The following is a 26,205-nucleotide window of genomic DNA, read 5'->3' on the forward strand; positions in this document are numbered from 1 at the left end:
CGCAGCGCGGTGCCGCCGGCCCGGTCGAGGTGATCGCCGCACTGCATGCCGGCATGTCCGGCACGCGGGGCGGGGCGGCGGCCGTGGCCAGCGTCGAGGTGGAGTCCGGCAACCTGTCGTTTGCCGGGGTCGGCAACATCGCCGCCACGCTGTGCGAGCCCACCAGCAACCGGGGCATGGCCTCGCTGCCGGGCATCGTCGGTGTGCAGTACCGCAAGGCACAACCATTCCATTTTCACGCGGCCGCAGGCACGCTGCTGATCATGCACAGTGATGGCCTGCAGGCGCGCTGGAACCTGCGTGACTACCCCGGCCTGCAGCATCGTCACCCGGCACTGGTGGTGGCGGTGCTGCAGCGTGATTTTGATCGCGGCCGTGATGACGCCAGCATTGTGGCCCTGCGCCTCGGAGACCTGCATTGAACGCCTTGCCCCCCGAACAGGAAATCTAGCAGCTGCGCGAGCAGGCTGCATCTCTGCGCGCGGAGCTGGAGGAAACCAACCAGGGCGTGCTCGCGTTGTATGCCGAACTGGACCAGCAGGCCGAACAGCTGCGCGAGGTCTCTGATCTCAAGAGCCGCTTCCTGTCCTACATGAGCCATGAGTTCCGCACCCCGCTGGGGTCGATCCTGAGCATGACCCGCCTGCTCGAAGACGGCATGGACGGGCAGCTCAACGACGAACAGTTGCGCCAGGTGCGTTTCATCAGCGCGTCCACCTCGGAACTGCGCGAGATGGTCGACGACCTGCTGGATCTGGCCAAGATTGAAGCGGGGCGCATCACCATCTCGCCTGCGTGGTTCGACCTGATGGATCTGTTCTCGGCGCTGCGCGGCATGTTCCGCCCGCTGGTGGATGACAACAGCCAGGTGGATCTGATCTTCGAAGACCCGCCGCCGCTGCCGATGCTGTACACCGATGACAAGAAGCTGGCGCAGATCCTGCGCAACTTCATCTCCAACGCGCTCAAGTTCACGCCGAATGGTCGCGTCGTCGTGTCGGCGCATCTGGAAAATGAAGAGTGCGTACGTTTCAGCGTGCGCGACACCGGCATTGGTATTCCATCTGAAGTGCTGTCCACCTTGTTCAAGGACTTCGTGCAGGTGGATACACCCCTGCAGCGCGGCCTGCGCGGTACCGGCCTGGGGCTGTCGCTGTGCAAGCGATTTGCCGAGCTGCTGGGCGGCAAAGTAGGCGTGCACAGCGCGCCGGGCGAGGGCTCGGAGTTCTACGTGACCCTGCCGCTCAAGCTGGACCCGGAACGGGAGCGCGCCGATGGCCACCCGTGACCGCATCCTGGTGGTGGATGACAACGCCGCCACCCGCTATTCCGTGCGCCGGGTGCTGGAGCACCATGGTTTTTCGGTGGACGAAGCCGGCACCGGCAGCGAAGGCTTGGTGCGCCTGCAGGGCACCGAATACGGCGCGATGGTACTGGACGTCAACCTGCCGGACATGAGCGGGTTCGACGTGGTGCGGCAACTCCGTGCTGAACCCCGCACGCAGCTGCTGCCGGTGATTCACGTATCCGCTGCGGCCGTTGCCAGTGGTGACCTGATCACCGGGCTCAACGCGGGTGCGGATGGCTATCTGATCCACCCGGTCGACCCGGATGTACTGCTGGCTACATTGCGCAGCCTGCTGCGCGCGCGTCGTGCGGAAGAAGCCCTGCGCGAGGCAGAGGCACGTTTCGGTGAGATCTTCCGGCAGATCAATGCCCCCATTGCCGTGCTCGATGGCGACCTGCGCATCCAGGACGCCAACGCTGCGTTTCCAGCGCCTGCTCGGCGATGCCGTGGCCCCGAACCGGGTGCGTCAGGTGCTCGGCACCCAGCTGGAACAGCTGAGCGGACTGCAGGCCGCGTTGGCGGCCGGCGAGCGCTGGCAGGGCACCTTCACGGTACAGGTGCAGGGCCTGCCGCGCATGACGGAATGGCGGGTCACGCCCTATGGTCCTCCGGGCACCGGCCTGGTGCTGGTGGAGGACACGACCGCGCACCACATCCGCGAAAACGCGCAGCGCCAGGAACTGGAAAGCGCCAACACCGAGCTGGCCTTCCAGATCTCCGAGCGCGAGCGGACCGAAGGTGAGCTGCTGCAGGCGCAGAAGATGGATGCGCTGGGCCAGCTCACCGGCGGCATCGCGCACGACTTCAACAATCTCTTGACCACGATCATCGCCGGTCTGGACATGATCGAAATCGCCGCCGGCAGCGGCCGCTGGGAGAAGGCCTCGCGCTATGCCGAACTGGCGACGGCCTCGGCGCATCGCGCTGCGGCCCTGACCCAGCGCATGCTCGCATTTGCGCGCAAGCAGCCGCTGGATCCGCAGACCTTCGACATCGTGGCACGGGTCAACTCGCTGGAGGACATGCTGCGTCGCTCCATCGGTGAGAACGTCGAGCTGGAACTGGAGCTGGGTCCCGACGAACTGCTGGCGGTGGCCGATCCGAACCAGTTCGAGAACGTGATCCTCAATCTGGTCATCAACGCGCGCGATGCATTGGCCGGTAATGGCCTGATTCGCATCCGCGCCAATCCGGTCACCGTTGAGCGCGACCACGATCTCGCCCCGGGCCGCTACATCAGCGTGAAGGTGCTCGACAACGGCAGTGGCATTGCGCCGGAACTGCTGAGCAAGGTGTTCGAGCCCTTCTTCACCACCAAGCCGCAGGGCGAAGGCACCGGGCTGGGGCTGTCGATGACCTACGGCTTCGCGCGCCAGTCCGGCGGCGTCGCCCGTATTGCCAGTGAAGCCGGCGAGGGCACCGAGATCGAACTGCTGTTGCCACAGGGGTCGGCGTCGGCCAGCCAGCACGGCGCACACCACGAACCCACCCGCCTGGGCAGCGCGCAGCGCATCCTGCTGGTGGATGACACCGAAGCGGTGCGGATGATGGTGCGTGAGATGCTGACCGAAGCCGGTTATCAGGTCGTGGAAGCCGCCAATGCACAGCAGGCCCTGCTGGAACTGCATTCCCCGCGTGGCGTGGACCTGCTGTTGTCCGACGTCGGGCTTCCCGGCATGAACGGGCGTGACCTGGCCGATGCGGCGCGCGCGCTGCGCCCGGATCTGCCGGTGCTGTTCGTCACCGGCTACACCGAGCAGGCGGCCGAGCGCGGTGCGTTCCTGGGCCCGGGCATGGCGCTGCTGCCCAAGCCGTTCAACGTGCATGAGCTGCTGCGCAGTGTCGGGGCGATGTTCGGGCCGGTGCATTGATTCCATGGGTGCGCTATCCTGCGCGCCCTGATGCTCCCCGGAACCGTGTGATGACCCCACCCTGAAACCACGTCGACGACGTGCCCGTGTAGCAGCCAGCCACGGGGCCAGGAAAGGGTTGTTTCCATCACACAAGCGCCGTGCGTGACGCCGGCGCGGGAGTCTTCACATGTCTGTTTCCTATCCGCTGCGCCAGCAATGGCTCGGCAATGTCCGTGGTGATCTGCTGTCCGGCGCGGTGGTCGCGCTGGCCCTGATTCCCGAAGCCATCGCCTTCTCGATCATCGCCGGTGTCGACCCCAAGGTCGGCCTGTATGCCTCCTTCTGCATCGCCGTGGTCACCGCCATTGCCGGTGGCCGCCCGGGCATGATCTCGGCCGCCACTGGGGCCATGGCGCTGGTGATGGTCGATCTGGTCAAGGACCACGGCCTGCAATACCTGCTGGCCGCGACCATCCTGGCCGGCGTGTTGCAGGTGATCGCCGGCGCGCTGAAGCTGGGTGCGCTGATGCGCTTCGTGTCGCGCTCGGTCATCACCGGCTTCGTCAACGCGCTGGCCATTCTGATCTTCCTGGCGCAGATGCCCGAGCTGATCGGGCGCTCCTGGCAGGTCTGGGCAGTGTGCGCTGCTGGTCTGGCCATCATCTACCTGCTGCCGCGCGTCACCCGCGCGGTGCCGTCGGCGCTGGTCGCCATCGTGGTGCTCACCGCGCTGTCGATCGGACTGCACTGGGACATCCGCACGGTGGGCGACATGGGCGCGCTGCCCGACAGCCTGCCCACGTTCTTCCTGCCTGACGTGCCCTGGACCTGGGACACCCTGCGCCTGCTGCTGCCGGTGTCGGCCACGCTGGCGGTGGTGGGCCTGCTGGAGTCGATGATGACCGCGCAGATCGTCGAGGACATGACCGACACCCCCAGCCAGCGCAACCGCGAATGTGCAGGGCAGGGGCTGGCCAACATCACCGCGGGCTTCTTTGGCGGCATGGGTGGCTGCGCGATGATCGGTCAGTCGGTCATCAACGTCTCTTCCGGTGGGCGCGGACGGTTGTCGTGCCTGGTCGCCGGCGTGCTGCTGCTGTTGCTGGTGGTCTACGGTTCGGAATGGGTGCGGCAGATCCCGATGGCCGCGCTGGTCGCGGTGATGATCATGGTGAGCATCGGTACCTTCCATTGGCGTTCGTTCGCTGAGCTGCGTACGCACCCGAAGAGCTCGTCGGTGGTGATGCTGGCCACGGTACTGGTCACGGTGTTCACGCACGACCTGGCCAAGGGCGTGCTGACGGGCGTGCTGCTGTCGGCGCTGTTCTTTGCGCGCAAGGTCGGGCGCATGCTGCAGATCGACGAAGAAACGCGTGATGACGGCACCCAGGTCTACACCGTGCGCGGCCAGGTGTTCTTCGCCTCGGCCGGACAGTTCGCCGCCAGCTTCGACCTGCAGCACGCCGCACCCCGGGTGGTGATCGACCTCACCCACGCGCACTTCTGGGACCTCAGCGCGGTCGGCGCGCTGGAGCAGGTGACAGAGAAGCTGCGCCGGCATGGGGCCACGGTGGAGGTCATCGGCCTCAATGCCGCCAGCCAGACACTGATCGACCGGGTGGGACGGCCCAGCGGCAGCGCCAGCCTGCACTGAAAGCGCTTACAGGGCGAGGTGCAACCGGTCGTCACACATTCGTCCCGAATTTCCTATAGGGTGCGCATTCCGTCGGGCGGGGAGCCCGGCGGCTGCACATTGAAAGGAAACGAGAGTCAGACCATGTCCAGCGTAGTGACGTCGCCCGAGCGGCCCCAGGCCGGCCCGTGCATCGCCCCTTGTCCCGTAGCCACCCAGGCCCAGCACCTGCTCGCCCAGCAGCAGTTCTCCCTGGCCGCTTCGCGCGCATTGGCGCGCCCGCCGGTGGCGACCGATGTCGCCGTGGCGCGTCCGGCCGCCTGATCGGCGGCCCCATCCTGAATAGGGATCCCTTGTGCCACAAGGGCTGACGCCCACCGGCCGCGATCAAACCTGAATGGGCGGCAAGGCCGCCCGCGCCTCTTCGCGCCCACCTTACATTTGCCCCCCTATGCTGGGCCGCATTTTTCGGCTCAGTGGCGTGGAGAGTACGTGGGTTCCGGTAGTGACAGACACAAACGGCGTGCCGTTTCCGGCAGCGACCTGACAGAACCCGCGCAGGGTAGCCGCGCATGAGTGTGCAGACCGTCAACGTCGTGATCGACGCGGGCCGCTCCGTGCTGCCGCCCGAAGTGCCGATGGCGATGCCCGAGCAGAGCTTCCGCGAAGGCCGCCTGCAGGTGCCGAAACAGCGAACCGCGCCACGCATGATGGCGCTGCGCCGCTTCTATATCCTGGGGGGCACCGCGGGGATGACCGCGGCGGCGACCGCGATGATGTGGAAGGTGCTGGCCGCCAACGGCATCACCGTGCTGGAAGCGTGCCTGCTGGTGCTGTTCGTGGCCCTGTTCGCCTGGATCGCGCTGTCATTTGCCGGCGCGGTGGCGGGTTTCCTCACCGCCGTGTTCGACCGTGGCTACAAGCTGGGCATCGACCCGGACGAACCGCTGCCGCAGGTGCATACCCGCACCGCGCTGCTGATGCCCACCTACAACGAAGACCCGCGCCGGCTGTTGGCTGGTCTGCAGGCGATCTATGAGTCGGTGGCGGAAACCGGGCAGCTGGAACAGTTCGATTTCTACGTGCTCAGCGATACCCGCCGCGAGGACATCGGGGCGGCCGAGGAGCAGGCGTTCGCCGAACTGTGCGATGCGGTCAACGGGCATGATCGCCTGTTCTATCGCCGTCGCGGCGACAACAGCGGGCGCAAGGCCGGCAACATCGCCGACTGGGTACGACGCTTCGGTGGCGGCTACCCGCAGATGCTGATTCTGGACGCCGACAGCCTGATGACCGGCGACACGATCGTGCGGCTGGTCGCCGGCATGGAACTCAACCCGGACGTGGGCCTGATCCAGACGCTGCCGGCAGTGATCGGCGGGCGCACCCTGTTTGCCCGCATGCAGCAGTTCGGCGGCCGCGTGTATGGCCCGGTGATCGGCCGTGGCGTGGCGTGGTGGCACGGTGCGGAAAGCAACTATTGGGGCCACAACGCGGTGATCCGCACCCAGGCGTTCGCCGAGAACGCGGGCCTGCCGCCGTTACCGGGCCGGCAGCCGTTCGGCGGCCACGTGCTCAGCCATGACTTTGTCGAGGCGGCGCTGATGCGGCGCGGTGGCTGGGCCACGCACATGGTGCCGTACCTGAAGGGCAGCTACGAAGAAGGCCCGCCGACCCTGACCGACATGCTGGTGCGTGATCGTCGCTGGTGCCAGGGCAACCTGCAGCATGCGAAGGTGGTGGCCTCGAAGGGGCTGCACTGGGTCAGCCGCATGCACATGATGATCGGCATCGGCCATTACTTCACGGCACCGATGTGGGGCATGTTGATGTTGATCGGCATCGCCATTCCGCTGTTCCAGGGCGGCATCGATTTCAACGAGGTGCTGCACATCTCTCCGCAGTTGTACTGGCGCGCGCAGGATGAGGAAAAGGTGATCCGCATGTTCGCGATCACCATGGCGGTGCTGCTGCTGCCGAAGGTGCTGGGTTATCTGGCGATGCTGCTGGATCCGGTGGAACGCCGGGGCTGTGGCGGTGCGATCCGTGCGTTCATTTCGATGCTGCTGGAAACGCTGCTGGCGGCGCTGATGGCCCCGGTGGTGATGTACGTGCAGTCGCGCGGCGTGGCCGAAGTGCTGGCGGGCAAAGATTCGGGCTGGGATGCACAGCAGCGCGACGACGGTGGCGTTTCCTGGCCGGCGCTGATCCGCGGTTACGGCGGGCTGAGCGTGTTCGGTCTGTTCATGGGCGTGCTGGCATATGCGGTGTCGCCGTCGCTGGCGGCCTGGATGGCCCCGGTGGTGATCGGCATGGTGCTGGCCATTCCGGTGGTGGCGCTGACCTCGGACCGCCGCGCGGGCACGTTCCTGCGCCGCCTGGGTCTGATGGACATCCCCGAAGAGATCAACCCGCCCACCATCCTCGTACGCGCCGCCGAACTGCGCCGCGCCGCCGCAGAGCGCGCGTCGTCCCACTGACTGCGGACTGTCGACGTGCTACGTAGAGCCGGGCTTGCCCGGCTGCTGTTGGATTCGTGCGAACAGCCCTCGGTTCACGGCATCCTTGGCTTGGCGGATCGGGATGGGCGTTCCGGGGGACGCTGCAAGTACGTCCATGTAAGCTCGATCGCCGCATCCATGCGGCTCACGCCCCCTCCAGCCCACCCCGACCCGCCCCGACAGATGGTTGGTGGCCACGGGCAATCAAAACCAACTCATCACTTGTCCGTGCGCTGAACCTGCTTGGGGTGGTCCTGCTTTGGTGGGATCGGTCGACAGACGATCGCCGTGAAATGGCCAACGTGCTTTAACGCATGAACCCATGATCGAAGCGCGCCCTTCGCATCACCCAACTGACGCACGCGACCCAAACACAACGGCTGCCCCGTAATCCCACGGCTCCAGAAACACGCACGCACGTCACACATTGAAACATCGGCCACACGCGCCACCTGTTTCACCGTCATCCGCACGCCACTACTGCCACAAGCCTTCCGCAAAACAACCGCGCCAATTGCGTCGCACCATTTGCCCGTGCGTGCAAAACCCGCCACGCTTGTGCCGCAATTGGCTATGTCAGTTGCCGTTCGATTCCTGCAGGGTAGGCCCCGGAGCGTAGAATCTCCACAGCGATTGCAACATGTTGTCCTGCGTGGGAAACGTATGTCCTGCGTCGGGAGGGTGGCTAATAAAACACCCCTGCAAAGGGGGAATACGCCCGCCGTTTCTGCATTCGTTGTGCGGTTCTAACCTCCCGACCCCTTGCCACTCCGGCAGGGGTCGCACTCTGCAGGAGGTTTGCAATGAAACCGCAACGGTCGGACATACTCGAAGAAGCGTTCAACAACACTGCACCCGCGCATTGCTGCGCCATATGCGGTGCTCCTACACCGCCGCCGCCGTTTCCACCGCCTGACGACGATGACCTCGGCGGTGTCGAATACCTGATGATGCGCGGCCGCTGGCTGCGTTACATGGGCCTGGGTAAGGGCACATGGTTCAGAGTGGAATTCGACGGCACGCGCATCATTTCAACGCCGGTGTATTCCCCGGGCTTCCGCATGCTGCACATGCCCACCGAAGTGCTGCGCGAGGTGCATTACACGCAGGTGCGTGAGCATCGTCACAACCCGCGGCCGGGCCGCCGCAGGAGGGTGCGCCGATGAGAAAGCCGGTCTGGATAAAGACAAAAGTGGAAGACGACCTGCGCTGCCGATTCAAAGGCGCGGTGATGGAGGAGGATTACGCGCCGGCGGAAGCCATCCGGATGTTCATGGAGCGCGTGGTGGAGCGCAGCGAGAACCGGAACCGAGTGGACCTCACGCTGTGGAGCAACGCGATCCGCGATGCGGCCGACGATGTGGCGGATGACATGTGCATCGGTCAGCCGGAGCCGCCGTACGGCGAGGAGGATGAAGTGCAGCGAGCGCGAAGAGAAGGTTGGGCCAGCCCGGGGTTTGGGCGCGACTGACGGGTGCATGCCACATCATGGGGGCACGGGCTGCCGCGATGGCGTTGACACGCATGGCGTGTCACTTCGGGGGGATGTCAGCGGTGACACGTATGGCGTGTCACAACGGGGCGGGATGTCACCGGTAGGGTCGCACGACAGTCGACCGCCGATACAGGTGATCGGCGCGGTAGGGCATGACCTTCAACGAAGAAGCGCGCCTGCGTTCGAAGGTCATGCGTTACCGCACCTTGGTTTGTTATCGGCGGTCGTCTGTCGACCGACCCTACCCCCGGTCCCGTATCCCGGAGGGTGCGAGGTTCCCGCATAATGGCCCCATCCCCCCTGGAGCCGCACGATGTCGCAAGCGTTGGAAACCGTGGTGAACGAAACCGGTGCCGATCCGCAGTGGTCGGTGATCTGGCTGCACGGCCTGGGGGCCGACGGCCATGACTTCGCGCCCATCGTGCCCGAGCTGGTGCGCGAACACTGGCCGGCGATCCGCTTTGTGTTCCCGCATGCGCCGGTGCAGCCAATCACCATCAACAACGGCCTGCCGATGCGCGCGTGGTACGACATCGTCGGCATGGACTTCCGCTCGCGCGCCGACAGTGCCGGCGTGGCGGCTTCGGTGCAGCTGCTCGACGGCCTGATCGAGGCGGAGATCGCGCGCGGCATTCCAGCAGAGCGCATCCTGCTGGCCGGCTTCTCCCAGGGCGGGGCGGTCGTGCTCAGCAGCGCGCTGCGCCGCCGCTGGCCAGTGGCGGGGCTGATCGCCCTGTCCACCTACCTGCCCGATGCCGAGGCCGCTGCGGCGGCCGCCGCGACGGACGGTCCGCTGCCGCCGGTGTTCATGGCGCATGGGCAGAAGGATCCAGTGATTCCGCAGGACGTGGCCGTGCACAGCGCCAAGGCGCTCAAGGAGCTCGGCTTCCCGTTGGAATGGCATTCCTACTTCATGGCCCACCAGGTCTGCGCCGAAGAAATCCAGGCGCTGGGCGACTGGTTGGACGCGCGCTTCCGATGAGCGACCCGCGCCAGCAGTCCTGGCTGCCCGACCTGTGCCGCCTGCCGCGGCTGGGCGCGATGCTGGGGCTGGCCGAACTGGTGGTGGTGGTGGTGGCGCTGGCACCGGATGGAAGCCGCCAGTGGGGGCTGTCGGACTTCCTGTCTGCCAGCGGCCTGGCCTTGTGGCTGGCGTTGGCGGTGACGGTCACGCTGTGTGCGGCACGCCAGCCGCTTTCGCGATTACCGGAAGCGCTGGGCACCGTGGTGGTGGTGGCGGCCGCGGCATTGATCGCGGCGGTATGCACCGGCATCGTGCACGCGCTGTATGACGCGCTGGGCACGTCCGGCTTCACCACCGATGTGGGTTTCTGGCGCTTCACCCTGGGCTGTGCCACGGTGACCGCGCTGATCGTGGCGCTCGCCTTGCGCTACTTCTACGTGGCTGATCGCTGGAGCGCGCAGACCGTGGCCAACGCCCGTGCCCAGGCCGATGCCCTGCAGGCGCGCATCCGCCCGCATTTCCTGTTCAACAGCATGAACCTCATCGCCAGCCTGGTCCGGCGCGACCCGGTGGTGGCCGAGCGCGCGGTGCTGGACCTGTCCGATCTGTTCCGCGCAGCGTTGGGGGCGGGCGAGGGGGACTCCACCCTGCAGGCCGAATGCGAGCTGGCCGAAGCCTACCTCTCGATTGAATCTCTGCGCGTGGGCGAACGCCTGCAGGTGCAGTGGCAGCGCGAAGAGCCCTTGCCGTGGTCGCTGCCGATGCCGCGGCTGGTGCTGCAGCCGCTGGTGGAGAATGCCGTGTTGCACGGTATCTCGCGCCTGCCGGCCGGCGGCACCATCGTCATTTCACTGCGCTGCGAGGGCAACCAGCTGCGCATCACCGTGCGCAATCCCGCGCCGGACCCGCAGGCGCGGGCCCTGCCGCTGGCGCATGGGGCCGGCCACGCGCAGCGCAACATCGCGCACCGCCTGGCCTGGCGCTACGGCCCCGGCGCGCGGATGACGGGGGACTGGAACGACGGCTACTATGCCTGTGACATCACAGTGCCCCTGCCGTGAGGAAGACTGCTTGAGAGTGGTGATTGCCGACGATGAGCCGCTGGCGCGCGAGCGGTTGCGCAGCCTGCTGGGTGAACTGCCGGGAGTGGAGGTCGTGGCCGAAGCGGAAAACGGCGAGCAGGCCCTGCATGCCTGCGCCGAGCTGCAGCCGGACCTGGTGCTGCTCGATATCGCCATGCCGGGGCTGGACGGGCTGGAGGCCGCGCGCCATCTGGCCACCTTCGATCCGCGCCCGGCGGTGGTGTTCTGCACTGCCTACGACGCCCACGCCCTGTCGGCGTTCGAAGCGGCGGCCATCGATTACCTGATGAAGCCGGTGCGCGCCGAACGGCTGGCGGCGGCTCTGGAACGTGCGCGCACCTTCCTGGCCGGTCGCAACGGGCAACCGAGCACGCCCAGCCAGCAGGCCCGCACGCTGTTATGCGCGCGCCTGCGGGGCAGCCTGCGGCTGATTCCGGTGGAGGACATCCACTACCTGCAGGCCGAGGAAAAGTACGTGGTGGTACACCACGCACGCGGCGAAGACCTGATCGAAGAATCGCTGAAGTCGCTGGAAGAAGAGTTCGCCAGCCGCTTTGTGCGCATCCACCGCAACTGTCTGGTGGCCCGGCATGAACTGGTGGAACTGCGCCGCAATGGCGGTGGCCAGGTGCAGGCGGTGCTGCGGCATGGCAAGGCACCCCTGGAGGTCAGCCGGCGCTGTGTGGCCAGCCTGAAGCAGGAATTGAAGCACCTGTGACACCGTGGCCGTTGGTCGCCGCACCGGTTGCGGCGATAATGGCGACATGGACACCCTGCGCATTGCCACCCGAAAGAGCCCGCTTGCCCTGTGGCAGAGCGAACACGTTGCCGACCGCCTGCGTCAGGCGCACCCCGGCCTGAACGTGGTGCTGGTGCCGATGAGCACCCGCGGTGACGAAGTACTGGACCGCTCGCTGGCCGCCATCGGCGGCAAGGGCCTGTTCCTGAAAGAGCTGGAGCTGGCGATGCTGCGGGGTGAGGCCGACTGCGCGGTGCATTCGCTCAAGGACGTGCCGATGGAGCTGGACGCTCCGTTCGCGCTGCCGGCCATGCTGCTGCGGCATGACCCGGCCGACGGTTTCATCTCCAACCTGTATGCCTCGCTGGACGCGTTGCCGATCGGCGCACGCGTGGGCACCTCGTCGCTGCGCCGCCAGGCCCAGCTGCGCGCGCTGCGCCCGGACCTGCAACTGCTGGACCTGCGTGGCAACGTCAATACGCGCCTGGCGAAGCTGGATAACGGCGGCTACGACGCCATCGTGCTGGCAGTGGCTGGGCTGGAGCGGCTGGGACTGGGTGAGCGCATCGTCGCCCGGCTGCGCGCCCCGGAATGGTTGCCGGCCCCGGCGCAGGGCGCGGTGGCGGTGGAGTGCGATGGCAGCAACGCGCAGGTGATGGCGCTGTTTGCCGCGCTCGACCATGCGCCGACGCGCAGCTGCGTGGAAGCCGAGCGGGCGATGAATCGTGCGCTGCATGGCAGCTGCCACGTGCCGGTGGCCGGGTTCGCGCAGTGGGAAGGGGAAGATCTGTTCCTGCAGGGCCTGGTGGGCAGCGTGGCCGATGGGCGGCTGGTGCGCGCTGAGGCGCGTGGGCCGGGGAATGATCCGGAGGCGTTGGGGAAGCGTGTTGCGCGCGAATTGCTCGATGGTGGTGCCGCGGCGATGCTATGACGGTAGTGCCGGCCGCTGGCCGGCAACCCCGTACGCTTCGATCAGGACATGCCTGGTTGCCGGCCAGCGGCCGGCACTACCTCATTTGAACTTGTACACCACGTTCATGGTGGTCAGGGTGTCGGTCTTGCGCTTGTCCACGGCTACGTCGCTGTTGTAACGCGCCTGCCAGGCGGCCTTCAGCGCCAGGTGCTCGTTCATGCTGACCGACACGCCGAAATCGTTCTGGCCGAAGGTGTTGTACGAACCCGATTCCACCAGCAGGGTGTTGATCAGGTCGGTGTTCGGGGTCAGCGAGTACTTCACGTCGAACAGGCCACGGCCGATCAGACCGGTGCGGGTTTCGTCGTCTTCGGTGTTGTGGGTGCGGCGCACACCGGGGCCGATCTGCGCGTCCATGTAGAAGCGGTCGCCGTCAATCAACCGGGTGCCGTAACCCAGACCGAACGAGCTCTGGCGGTCGTAGGTGGCGAAATCGTCGCGCTCGTAACGCACCGTGGCGGTCAGCTGGCGGTGCTCGCCCAGCTGCAGCGCGCTGCCGGCACTGCCGGTGTAGCGGTTGGCGGTGGTGTTGCGCTTGCGCGTGGTGGTGCCATCTTCCGCGGTTTCGGTGTATTCCGAGCGCGAACGCAGGCCGAACAGGTCCATGCTGTGGACCCAGTCATCATCGGTGTAGCGCAGGCGAAGGCGACCGTTGGCGCTTTCGGTGTTGCTGTTGCCGCGCGCCGAGGCGAAGCCCAGTTCGCCGCCGCTTCCACTCCACGGCGAGGTCATGGCGGCCAGTTCAGAGGTGTCCTGGGCAAAGGCGGCCGGGGCACTGAGCAGCAGGGTGGCAAGCAGCGTCACACGCACAGACATCAACAGTTCTCCAGATCAGGCGGGGGAGGAGCAACACCCGATGATACTGGAAGCCTTCACGCGCTTTTTGCATTTGCCGGGCCCCGCTTTAGCAGGGGTTTGGGCTTTCCCCTGTTCAGGGAAGCGCGACCTGCAACGTCGGGTCGTCAAAACGGGTGTAGGTCACGGTGGCCTGGAACGGCTGGCCGTTGCTCTGGCCCTGGCGCTCAATGCGCACCGGCAGGCCGGCGGCGTTGATCCAGTACAGCATCCCGTCCGGTGCGGCGCTGGCGTGGCGCACGCGGTATTTGCGGGTGGTCTGGCCGCCCACGGTCTCCGCGCCCAGGTCTTCCACCTGCAGCTCCGCCGCGGCGGTGTCGGCGGGAATCGGGCTGCGCCACTGCGCCAGCAGCTCCGGCGGCACCGGCACCTGGCGGACTTCACCGGCCTGCTGCAGGAAGAAGGTGCCGTTGATGATGGTCTGCGCACCGGCCTCGGTCTCCAGCCGGTAGCGGTCGGGGGCGACGAAGGTCATGCCGGCTTCCACGGTGCGCGGGCCGCGCAGCTGCAGATGGGCCTGGAAGCTGCGCAGCTGGCCGAAGCGCTGGCTGGCCTCGAGCACCGCCTGGGCCGGACTCGCCGCTGCTGCGGGAATGGCCGGCGCGGATGCGGTGGGCTCACTGGGCTGCGAACAGGCGGACATCAGCAGGCAGAGCAGGGCGGCGGCAGGTAACAGGCGCATGGCAGAGCGGTGGCGGGCGGGGCAGGGGCCCCACCATAGCCGAAGATGCGGGCCAGGACCGCCACAACGGCGGCGACTCGGACATAATCAGGGGCATGGACCGATATGAACGCATCAACGCCCTGCATCGTCTGCTCAAGTCCGCCCGCTACCCGGTGACGGTCGGTACCCTGCAGGAAAAACTGGAGTGTTCCCGCGCCACCGTCTATCGCGACCTGGCCTTCCTGCGCGATGCGCTGATGGCCCCGGTGGAAGGCGATGGCGAAGCCGGTTTCCGCTACCAGGAAGACGAAAGCGACCGGTTCGAGCTGCCGGGTCTGTGGCTCAGTTCGGAAGAACTGTATGCCCTGCTGGCCTCGCAGCACCTGCTGTCACGGACCGGCGGCGGCGTGCTCTCGTCGGTGCTGGCCCCGCTGCAGCAGCGCATTGAAGGCCTGCTGGCGGCCCAGGCCGGCGTTTCCAGCTGGCCGGTCGACCGGGTCCGGGTGATTCCGCACCGTGGCCGCAAGTTCGATGAAGCCAGCTTCCGCGCCGTCGCTTCGGCGGTGCTGGAGCGCAAGCAGCTGGCCTTTGAATACCGCGCCCGTTCCACCGACGAAGCGACCAAGCGCACGGTGTCGCCGCAGCGCATGACGCACTACCGCGACAACTGGTACCTGGATGCCTGGGACCATGGCCGCGAGGGCCTGCGCAGCTTCGCCGTGGACCGCATCTACAAGGCGCGGGTGGTCGACACCGCCGCCCGCGACGTGGATGACAGCGAGGTTGAAGAGCAGTTGGGGGCCAGCTACGGCATCTTCTCGGGCCCGCCGAAGGGCTGGGCCACCATTCTGTTCAGCGCCAAGGCCGCGCGCTGGGTGGCCGATGAGCACTGGCATTCGCGCCAGCAGGGGCGCTTCCTGCCGGATGGCCGCTACGAGCTGAAGGTGCCCTACAGCGTGTCGCGCGAACTGCTGATGGACGTGCTGCACTATGGTTCGGACGCCGAGATCATCGAGCCGGCGGTACTGCGCGAGCAGGCCAAGGCGCTGCTGGAGCTGGCGCTGAGCAATTACGAATGATCATGGGGACCTGATACCGCACGGGGCGGTGCGTGCGGTAAGGTTGACGGCTATTGGCCCCCTCGGACCCTCCCCCATGAAAAAGACCCTGTTGCTCCCGCTGCTGGCTGCCACTCTGGCCCTGGCCGCCTGCGGCAAGCCCTCCGCCGATTCCCAGAAGCTGGTGGTGGCCGCCACCGCCGTGCCGCACGCCGAGATCCTGCAGGTGGTCAAGCCGATCCTCGAGAAGGAAGGCGTGGAACTGGATGTGCGTGTGTTCAACGACTACGTGCAGCCCAACGACCAGCTGGTGCAGAAGCAGGTGGATGTGAACTACTTCCAGACCGAACCCTACCTGGATGCCTACAACCGCGACCGCAAGACCGATCTGGTCACCGTCACCGGCGTGCACATCGAACCGTTCGGTGCGTACTCGCGCCGCATCAAGTCGCTGGATGAACTGCCCACCGGCGCGGACGTGGTCATTCCCAACGACCCCAGCAACAACAGCCGCGCGCTGATCCTGCTGCACAAGGCTGGCGTGATCACCCTGAAGGACCCGACCAACGCCCTGGCCACCCAGCGCGACATCACCGCCAACCCCAAGCAGCTGAAGTTCCGCGAGCTGGATTCGGCGATGCTGCCGCGCGTGCTGGACCAGGTCGACCTGGCCCTGATCAACACCAACTACGCGCTGGATGCCGGGCTCAACCCCACCCAGGACGCGCTGGCGATTGAAAGCAAGGATTCGCCCTACGTGAACTTCCTGGTCGCGCGCCCGGACAACAAGGACGATGCCCGCGTGCAGAAGCTGGCCAAGGCCCTGACCGGCCCGGAAGTGAAGGCCTTCATCCAGGAAAAATACAAGGGCGCGGTGTTGCCGGCGTTCTGATCACGGCACCCGGAACCCCATGGTGGCTTCCACCGCCTGCTGCCAGCCGGCATACATCGCTTCACGCCGGCTGGCCTCCATCTTCGGAATGAAGCGGCGGTCTACCGCCCACTGCCGCGCGATCTCGTCGCGGCTTTCCCAGAAACCCACCGCCAGCCCGGCCAGGTAGGCCGCGCCGAGGGCGGTGGTTTCGGCCACCTGCGGCCGCAGCACCGGCACCCCCAGCAGGTCGCTCTGGAACTGGGCCATGAAGTCGTTGGCCATGGCCCCGCCATCAGCGCGCAGCTCAGTCAGTTCAATCCCGGCATCGGCCTGCATGGCCGCCAGCACGTCACGGGTCTGATAGGCCATCGACTCCACCGCCGCGCGAATGAAGTGCTCGCGGGTGGTGCCCCGGCTCAGGCCGAACATCGCCCCGCGCACATCGCTGCGCCAGTAGGGCGCGCCCAGCCCGACAAACGCGGGCACCATGTACACGCCACCGGTATCGGGCACGCGCTCGGCGTACGCCTCGCATTCGCTGGAACGGGAGAACAGGCGCAGGCCATCGCGCAGCCACTGCACCACCGACCCGGCGACGAAGATCGACCCTTCCAGTGCGTACTCGACCTGGCCGTCCACCTCCCAGGCCACCGTGGTCAGCAGGCCGTTGCGTGAGGTCACCGCCTGCGCGCCGGTGTTCATCAGCATGAAACAGCCGGTGCCATAGGTGTTCTTGGCCATGCCCGGGGCAAAGCAGGCCTGGCCGAACAGTGCCGCCTGCTGGTCGCCCGCCATGCCGGCGATGGGAATGTGCTGGTCGAAGAAGAACTGCGCACGCGTGGTGCCATACACCTCGCTGCAGCTGCGCACCTCCGGCAGCAACGCTGCCGGAATGTCCAGCAGTGCCAGCAATTCCGGGTCCCATTGCCGGGTGTGGATGTTGAAGAGCAGGGTGCGCGCGGCGTTGCTGATGTCGGTCACATGCGCCGCGCCGCCGGTGAGGTTCCACACCAGCCAGCTGTCGATGGTGCCGAACAGCAGTTCGCCACGCTCGGCGCGCGCCTGGGCACCGTCCACGTGGTCGAGGATCCAGCGGATCTTGGTGGCAGAGAAGTAGGCGTCCACCAGCAGGCCGGTGCGCTCGCGGATCAGCGCTTCATGGCCGTCTGCCTTGAGCTGTTCGCAGATCGCGTGGCTCTGCCGTGACTGCCAGACCAGCGCGTTGTGGATCGGCTGGCCGGTGGTCTTGTCCCACACCACGGTCGTTTCGCGCTGGTTGGTGATGCCGATCGCGGCGATCTGGCGGGCATCGATCTGCTCGCGGTTGAGCAGTTCGGTGATCGTGGTGTAGACGCTGGTCAGGATCTCGCGCGGGTCGTGTTCCACCCAGCCCGGTTGCGGGAAGATCTGGGTGAACTCGCGTTGCGCGCTGCCCACGATGTGGCCGGCGCGATCAAACAGAATCGCGCGGGAGCTGGTGGTGCCCTGGTCGATGGCGAGGATGTAGTTCGGGTTCATTCCAGGTTCTCGTGGGCCGGCCAACGGCCGGCGCTACCGGAGGGTTGGTCGGTCGTGGTCGGTAGCGCCGGCCGTTGGCCGGCCCTCACGATGGGTCAACGATCCGTTTCGTCCGGCCACCAATGTAATCGGCCAGCGCCGCCTGCTGCACGCCATCCAGCTTCAACCCCAGATGACTACGCCGCCACAGCAGATCATCCGCCTCGCATACCCACTCATGCGCCACCATATGGTCCACCTCGCGCTGGTATAGCTGCGCCCCAAAATGCGTACCCAGCGCATCAACGCGCTGCGCCTCGCCCAGCACGCTTACTGCACGGCTGCCATGCCGGTGCGCCAACCCGCGCAGCAGCGCAGCCGGCAGCTGCGGGTAACGCGACTGCAGCGCGGCCAGCACCGTGCTGAAGTCACCGTCCTCACCCCCCGGCAGCACCGCACCCTGCGCGGTCCACGCCGGCTCAGTGCGGCCCAGCGCCGTGGCCAACTGGTTCACCGCTTCCTCGCCCAGCACCCGGAACGTGGTGAGCTTGCCTCCCAGCACGTTGAGGATGGGGGCCTGCTGGGCATCCAGCTGCAACCGGTAATCGCGGGTGACCGCCGCGGCGTCCTGGTGATGGTCGGCCAGCAGCGGACGCACGCCGCTGAACTGCCAGATCACCTGCGCAGGCGTCACCGGCCTGCGCAGCCATCGGCTGACGGCGGCGCACAGGTAGTCCACGTCGTCCGCGCTGGTGCGAACCTCGGCCGGATCGCCGTCATAGTCGACGTCCGTGGTGCCGATCAGGCTGTAGTCGTCCTCAAAAGGCAGCACGAACACCACGCGCTTGTCCGGCTGCTGCAGCAGGTAGGCGCTGTCATGGTCGTACAGGCGTGGCACCACGATGTGGCTGCCCTGGACCAGACGCAGGCCGATCGGTGCATCCATGCCAGCGCGCTCGATCAGATTGCCGGCCCATGGGCCGGTGGCATTGGCGACGGCGCGGGCGCGCAGCCGGATCATCTGGCCGTCCTGTTGTCGAAGTACCGCATACCAATGGTCTCGATGGCGGATCAGCTGTTCGCAGCGGGTGCGGGTGCGGATCTGCGCGCCGCGTTCCTGCGCGTCCAGCGCGTTCAACAGCACCAGCCGTGCGTCATCGACGCGCGCATCGCTATAGCTGAAGGCGGTGCGCAAGGGCTCCCGCAGCACCGCGCCGCGCGGGTCGCGCCGCAGATCCAGTCGCCGCGCGTGCGGGAACGCCGGGCCTGCGTCGGCCAGATGGTCATAAAGCCATAGCCCGGCGCGCACCATCCACGCCGGTCGTCCCGGCGATGCCTGCGGCACGATGAACGACGTCGGGGTGACCAGATGCGGGGCCAGCCGGTGCACCACGTCGCGTTCGCGCAGCGCTTTGCGCACCAGCGCGAACTGTCCGTACTGCAGATAGCGCAGCCCGCCATGAATCAGCTTGGTGCTGGCGCTGGACGTATGTGCGGCCAGGTCGTCCTGTTCGCACAGGCATACAGACCAGCCCCGTCCAGCCGCGTCGCGGGCAATGCCCGCCCCGTTGATGCCTCCCCCCACCACCAGCAGGTCCAGCATGTCTTCCATCGGCACCTCCCCGGTGCGGTGGGGTCGTTGCAGTCACTATGCGGGGCGCTGAGGCAAGGACAAATGAAGACCGCCCAGACGACAACGGGCTCCCGAAGGAGCCCGTTGTGTGCGCAGGTGCGTTGGATCAGAAGCGGGCACCGATACCGAAGCCCACGGTCCACGGGTCCAGCTTGGCTTCTTCGCCGGTGCTGCGGCCGTTGACGGTCAGGTCAGGACGCGCGTGCATGTAGCGCGCATCGGCGCGGGCGAACCAGGTGCTGTTGATGTTCATGTCCACACCGACGGTACCGATCGCGCCCTTGGCGGTTTCCAGGCCGACGTGGCCGACATCGCTGGCCAGATTCTCGTTGCTGAAGTTGGATTCGTAGTAACCCACGCCGACGAACGGACGGAACACGTTGTCAGCCTGGCCGAAGTGATACTGGCCACTCAGTGCGATCGGCTGCTGCTCGACGGTGCCCAGGTTGCCGGCATTGCCGCGCACGCGGTGATCGAACTTGTCGGCGGCACCCCACATCTCCACCGCCCAGTTGTCGTTGATGTAGTAGCTGAAGCTCACGGTCGGAGCCGGGCCACCATCGACCTTCTTGATGCCGTCAATCGGATCATTCTTCGGCTGCAGCAGCGACACGCCGCCCACCACGGCAAAATGCTTGCCCGAAGCGGTGTCGTCAGCGGTGGAATCCTGCGCGAATGCGGCCGGGGCGAAGGCGAGGGCAGTCAGCGTAGCCAGAGTCAGAGTGCGGATGGAGCGCATGGGGGAATCTCCTCAGGTATTTTCTGTTCTTGGCCCCGTGTTTCGGGGTGAGGCAAACGTATTCCCCGCAACATGAATCGAATCCGACGCACGTTAAAAAATAGTTGTGATTGTTCAGCGAGCAGTTCGCAGCCCGTGCTGTGGCGCGCGTTGGCGCCTGCAGTGACGTTCACGCAGCTGGAGAAGATGTGATGGAAACCACCCGCTGCATCGGATTGCCTGCGCAGACCGACACGCAGTGCCGCGTGCTGGTGCTCGGTTCCATGCCCGGTGTGGCCTCGCTGCAGGCAGCGCAGTATTACGCGCATCCACGCAATCGCTTCTGGCCGCTGATGGCGGCCCTGAGTGGGCTGGATCCCACGTTGCCCTACCTGCAGCGGCTGCAATCGCTGCGCGAACACGGGATCGGCCTCTGGGACGTGATCGGTCAGTGCGACCGCCGCGGCAGCCTGGATGCGGACATCGTGCGCGGCAGCGAGGTGGTCAATCCACTGCCGGCGCTGATCCGACAGTTGCCCCAGCTGCGCGGCATCGCCTGCAACGGCGGCACCGCGTTCGCGTCGTGGAGCCGGCACGTGCAGCCATTGCAGGACCCCCGTGCCGCCGCGCTGCCGGTGTGGTCGCTGCCCTCCACCAGCCCAGCCAATGCCGGCTGGTCGCTGCAGCGGTTGACCGCCGCCTGGCAACCGGTGGCGGCCGCCTTGGCGCAGTAGCCGCGCTGGGCACGGGACAATACGGTACCGACTGGAAAATCCGCAGCGCCGCCGATTTCCGGGCAAAGGCCATGAGGGGCGGCACCTGCAACAGCCTGTCCCGGGACAGCGGCGTTGAAAATTGCCGCATCTAGTTGGCGCTGACGCCTCCTGCCCCCACAATAGGCGATTCCCTACACCAGATTGCCGGAGTTATCCCCATGGCCGAAATCAAGGAAGCACTTGTCCCCGATATCGGTGACTACAGCGATATCCCGGTAATCGAGGTGCTCGTCGCCGTTGGTGATACCGTCAAGAAGGATCAGGGCCTGGTGACCCTGGAGTCGGACAAGGCCACGATGGAAGTGCCGTCGTCGGTTGCCGGCGTGGTCAAGGAGATCAAGGTCAAGGTCGGCGACACCCTGTCCGAGGGCAAGGTCGTGGCGCTGATCGAAGTGGCCGAAGGCGAAGCTGCGCCGGCCCCGGCTCCCGCAGCCCCCGCGCCGGCCAAGGCCGCTGCGGCTGCCGCCCCGGCCCCGGCGACCCAGGCTGCACCCGCCGCCGCTCCGGCTCCGGCCGCTGCCCCGGCTGCCTCGGCAGGACCGGTGGAAGCCACCGTGCCGGATATCGGCGATTACACCGACATTCCGGTGATCGAAGTGCTGGTTGCCGTTGGCGACACGGTCAAGAAGGACCAGGGCCTGGTGACCCTGGAGTCGGACAAGGCCACGATGGAAGTGCCGTCGTCGGTTGCCGGCGTGGTCAAGGAAATCAAGGTCAAGGTCGGCGACACCCTGTCGCAGGGCAAGGTCGTGGCCATCATCGAAGCCGAAGGCGCTGCTGCGCCGGCTCCGACCCAGGCCGCAGCGGCTGCTGCGCCGGCCGCTGCCGAAACCGCCACCAAGGTCGAGCCGGTGGCCGTTCCGGCCCAGCCGGACAAGCTGGCCGCGCGCGAGATCGCCGCCGCCCCGTCGGCCGGCGCGCCCGCCACCCCGCCGGTGCAGTTCAATGCCGACAGCGTGCTGCCCTCCAAGGTGCCGTACGCCACCCCGGCGGTGCGTGTGTTCGCGCGCGAACTGGGCGTCGACCTGAACCAGCTGACCGGCACGGAAAAGGGCGGTCGCATCACCAAGTCCGACGTGCAGAAGTTCGTCAAGTCGGTGCTGACCAGCGGTGGCGCGGCCACCGGTGCCGGCCCGGTGGCGGCCGGCGGTGGCCTCAACCTGCTGCCGTGGCCGAAGGTCGACTTCAGCAAGTTCGGTGAAGTCGAAACCCAGCCGCTGTCGCGCATCAAGAAGATTTCCGGTGCCAACCTGGCCCGCAACTGGGCCATGATTCCGCACGTCACCCAGTTCGAACAGGCCGACATCAGCGACCTGGAAGCCCTGCGCGTGGCCCTGAACAAGGAAAACGAGAAGGCCGGCATCAAGCTGACCATGCTCGCCTTCCTGATCAAGGCCAGTGCCGCGGCCCTGAAGAAGTTCCCCGAGTTCAACGCCTCGCTCGATGCGGCCGGCGAGAACCTCACCCTGAAGAAGTACTTCAACATCGGCTTCGCTGCCGACACCCCGAACGGCCTGGTCGTGCCGGTGATCCGCGACGTCGACAAGAAGGGCGTGGTGCAGATCGCGCAGGAAACCGGCGAACTGGCCAAGAAGGCGCGCGACGGCAAGCTGGGTCCGGCCGACATGAGCGGCGGCTGCTTCTCGATCAGCTCGCTGGGTGGCATTGGCGGCACCGCGTTCACCCCGATCGTGAATGCGCCGGAAGTGGCCATCCTGGGCGTGTCCAAGTCGTCGATCCAGCCGGTCTGGAACGGCAAGGAATTCGAACCCAAGCTGATGCTGCCGCTGTCGCTGAGCTACGACCACCGCGTCATTGACGGCGCGCTGGCCGCACGCTTCACCACCTACCTGTCGCAGGTGCTGGCCGACATGCGGCGCGTGCTGCTGTGAGGCTCCGGCGGGTTGTGCAGCCGGGCATGGCCCGGCTCTACATGGTGATGCTGCTGGGTCTGGTGGTTGCCCCTGGCGCTTCGGCGGCATGCACCACCGATCTCGGCCATGGCTGGCCGCCGGCGGTGAGCAACTATGGCGAAGCCGTGGAAACGCTGTTCACCGGCCAGGCCCAGCCGATGCTGTCGCTGGTGACCCTGCCCAAGAGTGGCGTGGAAACCGGCGTGGTGCTGCTGCCCGGCACCCAGGACCAGGAATGGACCCTGCGTTACAGCAAGGCCGACAAGCGCGTCTACAACTGGAACAACAGCGCCCGCAGCGGCGGCCTGGAACTGCGCGTGGACCAGGAGCCGGACCAGTACCAGGTCAGCATCCCGGCCGCGCTGGCGCAGCGCCTGGTCCGCAGCTGGCGTTCTGCGCTGGACTCGGCCGTGCCCGCCGAGCGCAAGGCTCCGGTCAGCGAAGGCGATGTGCTGTCGTTCCAGGTGGACGGCGAGCGCTACAGCGGTTCGCCCTGGGAGTGCGGGGCCGGCAAGCTGATGATGAAACAGGTGGCGCTGCTGATCGAAGCCAGCGACACCAAGGAAAAGAAGCTCGACCGTCGCTGGAATGATCTGGACGAGTCGCTCGACGAACTGCAGGAACTGCTCGCCGGCAAGGCCGGCTGAGCACCAGGAGAAGACGAATGGCCACTATTGAAATCAAGGTTCCCGACATCGGCGATTACAGCGACGTGCCGGTCATCGAGCTGCTGGTTGCCGTGGGCGACACGGTAAAGAAGGACCAGGGCCTGGTCACGCTGGAATCGGACAAGGCCACCCTGGAAGTGCCGTCCTCGGCCGCCGGCGTGGTCAAGGAACTGAAGGTCAAGCTGGGCGACACCCTGTCTGAAGGCGACGTGGTGGTGGTGCTGGAAGCCGAAGGCGCTGCCGCGGCTCCGGCCGCCGAAGCGCCGAAGGCCGCCGCGCCGGCCAGCAAGCCGCCGGTGACTCCGTCGCATCGCGCTCCCGCCGAACCGGCCGCGCCGAAGCCGGCGCTGTCGTCGGGCAAGCCGGCTGATATCGAGTGCAAGATGGTGGTGCTGGGCGCAGGCCCGGGCGGCTACACCGCTGCATTCCGCTCGGCCGACCTGGGCGTGGACACCGTGCTGATCGAGCGCTACGCCAGCCTCGGCGGCGTCTGCCTCAACGTCGGCTGCATTCCGTCCAAGGCGCTGCTGCACGCGGCCGCCGTCATCGACGAAGTGGCCCACGCGGGTGACTTCGGCGTTGAGTTCGGCAAGCCGACCATTACCCTGGACAAGCTGCGCGGCTACAAGGAAAAGGTGGTCACCCAGCTGACCAAGGGCCTGGCCGGCATGGCCAAGCAGCGCAAGGTGCGCACCGTGCAGGGCGTGGCCACCTTCGTGTCGGCCAACGAGCTGGAGATCGTCGGCGACGACGGCAAGACCCAGCTGCTGCGTTTTGAACAATGCATCATCGCCGCCGGTTCGCAGGCGGTGAAGCTGCCGAACTTCCCGTGGGACGACCCGCGCGTGATGGATTCCACCGACGCGCTGGAACTGGCCGAAGTGCCGGGTTCGCTGCTGGTCGTCGGCGGCGGCATCATCGGCCTGGAAATGGCCACCGTGTATGCCGCGCTGGGCAGCAGGGTCACCGTGGTCGAGTTCATGGACCAGCTGATGCCGGGTGCCGACAAGGATCTGGTCAAGCCGCTGGCCGACCGCCTGAAGAAGCAGGGCATCGAAGTGCACCTGAAGACCAAGGCAGCCGGCGTGAGCGCCGACAAGAAGGGCATCACCGTGACCTTCGAAGCCGCTGCTGAAGGCGAAACCCCGGCGCTGGCGCAGGGCACCTTCGACCGCGTGCTGGTGGCCGTGGGCCGCTCGCCGAACGGCAAGAAGATCGCTGCTGAAACCGCTGGTGTGCAGGTCACCGAACGTGGCTTCATTCCGGTTGACCGCCAGATGCGCACCAACGTGCCGCACATCTTTGCCATCGGCGACATCGTCGGCAACCCGATGCTGGCCCACAAGGCCACGCACGAGGGCAAGCTGGCCGCGGAAGTGGCGGCGGGCGAGAAGAAGGAGTGGGTGGCCCGCGTGATTCCGTCGGTGGCCTACACCAACCCGGAAATCGCCTGGGTCGGCGTGACCGAAACCGAAGCCAAGGCCAAGGGCCTGAAGGTCGGCGTGGCCAAGTTCCCGTGGGCGGCCAGCGGTCGCGCGATCGGCATCGGGCGCACCGAGGGCTTCACCAAGCTGATCTTCGACGAAGAAACCCACCGCATCATCGGTGGTGCCATTGTCGGCGTGCATGCCGGTGACCTGCTGGCGGAAATCGGCCTGGCGATTGAAATGGGTGCGGAAGCAGAAGACATCGGCCACACCATCCATGCGCATCCGACCCTGAGCGAGTCGGTGGCAATGTCGGCGGAGATCTACGACGGCACCATCACCGACCTGTACATTCCGAAGAAGAAGTAAAAAAAGCCCGGCGAAAGCCGGGCTTTTTCGTAGAGCCGGGCTTGCCCGGCTGCTCTTCACGCGCGATCAGAACATCACGCTGATACCCGCCACCGGGCCCTTGAACTCCTGCTTCAGGCCAATGATGCCGTCGCTGCCCTTCTGGTCCACGTCCAGACGGAACCAGTCGTAGCCGGCAAACAGGCCGAAGTTCTTGGTCATGCGGTAGTCGACGATCACGTTGGCACGGGTGAGGTCACCTTCGTAGTCATCGAAGTTGCCCCAGTCGGTATTCAGGTACTGGCCCTGCGCGGTGATCATCCACTTCTCCGACGGGGTGATGGTGAAGCGTGCGCCCACCACCGGTGCCACACCGTCCGTGCTTTCATCCAGGAACTGGCCTTCATACAGCGTGCCCACCGAGGCGTATCCCTTGGTGCTGACCTTGGCGTACTCAGCACCCAGCTGCAGGCCCAGATCGAAGGTGTCGGTGTCGACCACCGAGTAGTCGTACACCAGGCTGGCCACCTGGTACTTCAGTTCGCCCTTGATGAAGCTGCCGGCTGGCACGCTCTCATCACCGAAGCTGATGCCTTCATCCAGCGTTTCACGGCGGTCCTTGTCGTACTTGAAGTAGTTGAAGATCAGGCGCTGACGGTCGCTGATCCGGAACAGGCCGTCCACGCGCGGCTCCCATTCCTTGCCGCCCAGCTTGAAGTCTTCCGAGAAGCTCAGGTCCTGTCCGGCGATGGTGGTGCTGCCGCGGATCGTGTTGTCCGAGTCGATGTTCATCGCACCCAGGCGCAGCGCGAAACGGTCATCGCCTTCAGCGGCATGCGCAGTGCCGGCATGTGCCAGCGTGGCCAGGGCGAGGGGAAGGGCGAGCAACGAGAGCGACAGGCGCATGAGGAAGGATCCTTGAAGTGATTCGAAGAAGTGGAATCACTGTGCGCTGCGACGACGTCCACCATTCGTGAACGTATGGTGGACGGGGCGTGTACCGTTCAGTCGCGGGCGGCCGGGATGTGACCGGGTCCGCGTTTTGGCATCTTTGACAAAAGGGTGGCCCCGGAGAGAGCTTCGGGGCCACCCATGTGGCCTGCAACAGGGCGTCGACGAGGATGAAGCGACAGGCCGATTGAACAGACCGCCGCCTGCGACCAAAGTTCAATATGCTGCGATGCGG

General features: G+C 66.4%; 22 protein-coding genes and 2 pseudogenes. 18 read left to right on the forward strand and 6 right to left on the reverse strand.

Translation table 11 applies throughout. The features are described 5' to 3' along the window. The 12 genes and pseudogenes from RT551_RS04825 to hemC all read left to right on the forward strand — a co-directional run. Positions 1-422 (forward strand): annotated as a pseudogene (locus RT551_RS04825) (ATP-binding protein); the annotation flags it as partial. A 32-nt stretch (positions 423-454) separates the two neighbouring features. Beyond that, positions 455-1,288 (forward strand): HAMP domain-containing sensor histidine kinase, encoded by an 834-nt coding sequence (locus RT551_RS04830; RefSeq protein ID WP_313456197.1) that lies wholly within the window; start codon positions 455-457, stop codon positions 1,286-1,288. Next, positions 1,275-3,219 (forward strand): annotated as a pseudogene (locus tag RT551_RS04835) (response regulator). Before RT551_RS04830 ends, RT551_RS04835 begins: the two are co-directional and overlap by 14 nt. Positions 3,220-3,388: 169 nt before the next feature. After that, positions 3,389-4,855: a SulP family inorganic anion transporter gene (locus tag RT551_RS04840; RefSeq protein ID WP_313456075.1), complete on the forward strand. Its 1,467-nt coding sequence runs from the start codon at positions 3,389-3,391 to the stop codon at positions 4,853-4,855. Between the two features lie 123 nt (positions 4,856-4,978). Further along, positions 4,979-5,158, forward strand: a complete 180-nt coding sequence (locus RT551_RS04845) for a hypothetical protein (RefSeq protein ID WP_313456076.1) — start codon at positions 4,979-4,981, stop codon at positions 5,156-5,158. A 248-nt stretch (positions 5,159-5,406) separates the two neighbouring features. Then, a complete protein-coding gene (gene mdoH / locus RT551_RS04850; protein WP_313456078.1) occupies positions 5,407-7,314 on the forward strand; it encodes a glucans biosynthesis glucosyltransferase MdoH in 1,908 nt (635 codons plus the stop codon). An 824-nt stretch (positions 7,315-8,138) separates the two neighbouring features. Next, positions 8,139-8,501 (forward strand): hypothetical protein, encoded by a 363-nt coding sequence (locus RT551_RS04855; RefSeq protein WP_313456079.1) that lies wholly within the window; start codon positions 8,139-8,141, stop codon positions 8,499-8,501. Beyond that, positions 8,498-8,806: a hypothetical protein gene (locus RT551_RS04860; RefSeq protein WP_313456080.1), complete on the forward strand. Its 309-nt coding sequence runs from the start codon at positions 8,498-8,500 to the stop codon at positions 8,804-8,806. Before RT551_RS04855 ends, RT551_RS04860 begins: the two co-directional genes overlap by 4 nt. 337 nt (positions 8,807-9,143) lie before the next feature. Next, positions 9,144-9,812 carry an alpha/beta hydrolase gene (locus tag RT551_RS04865; RefSeq protein WP_313456081.1) on the forward strand — a complete coding sequence of 223 codons (669 nt, stop codon included), beginning with the start codon at positions 9,144-9,146 and terminating at the stop codon, positions 9,810-9,812. Continuing rightward, positions 9,809-10,855 carry a histidine kinase gene (locus RT551_RS04870; protein WP_313456082.1) on the forward strand — a complete coding sequence of 349 codons (1,047 nt, stop codon included), beginning with the start codon at positions 9,809-9,811 and terminating at the stop codon, positions 10,853-10,855. The genes RT551_RS04865 and RT551_RS04870 overlap by 4 nt, the downstream gene beginning before the upstream one ends. Beyond that, complete coding sequence (locus tag RT551_RS04875) at positions 10,824-11,594, forward strand: LytTR family DNA-binding domain-containing protein (RefSeq protein WP_313456084.1); 771 nt, start codon at positions 10,824-10,826, stop codon at positions 11,592-11,594. Before RT551_RS04870 ends, RT551_RS04875 begins: the two co-directional genes overlap by 32 nt. 46 nt (positions 11,595-11,640) lie before the next feature. Continuing rightward, positions 11,641-12,546 (forward strand): hydroxymethylbilane synthase, encoded by a 906-nt coding sequence (hemC, locus tag RT551_RS04880; RefSeq protein ID WP_313456085.1) that lies wholly within the window; start codon positions 11,641-11,643, stop codon positions 12,544-12,546. A gap of 81 nt (positions 12,547-12,627) precedes the next feature. On the opposite strand, the gene RT551_RS04885 is transcribed toward hemC, so the two are convergent. Further along, positions 12,628-13,404: a DUF481 domain-containing protein gene (locus tag RT551_RS04885; protein ID WP_313456087.1), complete on the reverse strand. Its 777-nt coding sequence runs from the start codon at positions 13,402-13,404 to the stop codon at positions 12,628-12,630. Between the two features lie 115 nt (positions 13,405-13,519). Beyond that, positions 13,520-14,125: a hypothetical protein gene (locus RT551_RS04890; protein ID WP_313456088.1), complete on the reverse strand. Its 606-nt coding sequence runs from the start codon at positions 14,123-14,125 to the stop codon at positions 13,520-13,522. A gap of 95 nt (positions 14,126-14,220) precedes the next feature. Here RT551_RS04890 and RT551_RS04895 point away from each other — a divergent pair, with 95 nt between their 5' ends. Both RT551_RS04895 and RT551_RS04900 read left to right on the forward strand, forming a co-directional pair. After that, complete coding sequence (locus RT551_RS04895) at positions 14,221-15,186, forward strand: YafY family protein (RefSeq protein ID WP_313456090.1); 966 nt, start codon at positions 14,221-14,223, stop codon at positions 15,184-15,186. A 76-nt stretch (positions 15,187-15,262) separates the two neighbouring features. Beyond that, positions 15,263-16,057 (forward strand): MetQ/NlpA family ABC transporter substrate-binding protein, encoded by a 795-nt coding sequence (locus tag RT551_RS04900; RefSeq protein ID WP_313456091.1) that lies wholly within the window; start codon positions 15,263-15,265, stop codon positions 16,055-16,057. On the opposite strand, the gene glpK is transcribed toward RT551_RS04900, so the two are convergent. The 3 genes from glpK to RT551_RS04915 form a co-directional block, all read right to left on the reverse strand. Next, complete coding sequence (glpK, locus tag RT551_RS04905) at positions 16,058-17,557, reverse strand: glycerol kinase GlpK (RefSeq protein WP_313456093.1); 1,500 nt, start codon at positions 17,555-17,557, stop codon at positions 16,058-16,060. It lies immediately after the preceding gene. 85 nt (positions 17,558-17,642) lie between these two features. After that, positions 17,643-19,148 (reverse strand): glycerol-3-phosphate dehydrogenase, encoded by a 1,506-nt coding sequence (gene glpD / locus RT551_RS04910; protein WP_313456095.1) that lies wholly within the window; start codon positions 19,146-19,148, stop codon positions 17,643-17,645. Positions 19,149-19,275: 127 nt separating this feature from the next. Continuing rightward, positions 19,276-19,908, reverse strand: a complete 633-nt coding sequence (locus tag RT551_RS04915) for an OmpW family outer membrane protein (RefSeq protein ID WP_313456097.1) — start codon at positions 19,906-19,908, stop codon at positions 19,276-19,278. A 191-nt stretch (positions 19,909-20,099) separates the two neighbouring features. On the opposite strand from RT551_RS04915, the gene RT551_RS04920 reads away from it, so the two are divergent. The 4 genes from RT551_RS04920 (at position 20,100) to lpdA (ending at position 25,040) form a co-directional block, all read left to right on the forward strand. Then, positions 20,100-20,621 carry a DNA-deoxyinosine glycosylase gene (locus tag RT551_RS04920; RefSeq protein ID WP_313456098.1) on the forward strand — a complete coding sequence of 174 codons (522 nt, stop codon included), beginning with the start codon at positions 20,100-20,102 and terminating at the stop codon, positions 20,619-20,621. A gap of 200 nt (positions 20,622-20,821) precedes the next feature. Further along, entirely contained in the window at positions 20,822-22,555 is a 1,734-nt protein-coding gene (gene aceF / locus RT551_RS04925; RefSeq protein ID WP_313456099.1) for a dihydrolipoyllysine-residue acetyltransferase, read from the forward strand. Between the two features lie 26 nt (positions 22,556-22,581). After that, positions 22,582-23,223 carry a hypothetical protein gene (locus RT551_RS04930; RefSeq protein ID WP_313456101.1) on the forward strand — a complete coding sequence of 214 codons (642 nt, stop codon included), beginning with the start codon at positions 22,582-22,584 and terminating at the stop codon, positions 23,221-23,223. Positions 23,224-23,240: 17 nt separating this feature from the next. Then, the gene (lpdA, locus tag RT551_RS04935; protein ID WP_313456103.1) at positions 23,241-25,040 is read left to right on the forward strand and encodes a dihydrolipoyl dehydrogenase; all 1,800 of its coding nucleotides are present in this window, start codon (positions 23,241-23,243) and stop codon (positions 25,038-25,040) included. Positions 25,041-25,106: 66 nt separating this feature from the next. Here lpdA and RT551_RS04940 read toward each other — a convergent pair whose 3' ends face one another. Then, on the reverse strand, positions 25,107-25,925 hold the full coding sequence (locus RT551_RS04940) for a hypothetical protein (RefSeq protein ID WP_313456104.1): 819 nt from the start codon (positions 25,923-25,925) through the stop codon (positions 25,107-25,109). Positions 25,926-26,205 lie beyond the last annotated feature (280 nt).

It is taken from the genome of Stenotrophomonas sp., assembly GCF_032103445.1.
Taxonomy (GTDB): Bacteria; Pseudomonadota; Gammaproteobacteria; order Xanthomonadales; family Xanthomonadaceae; genus Stenotrophomonas.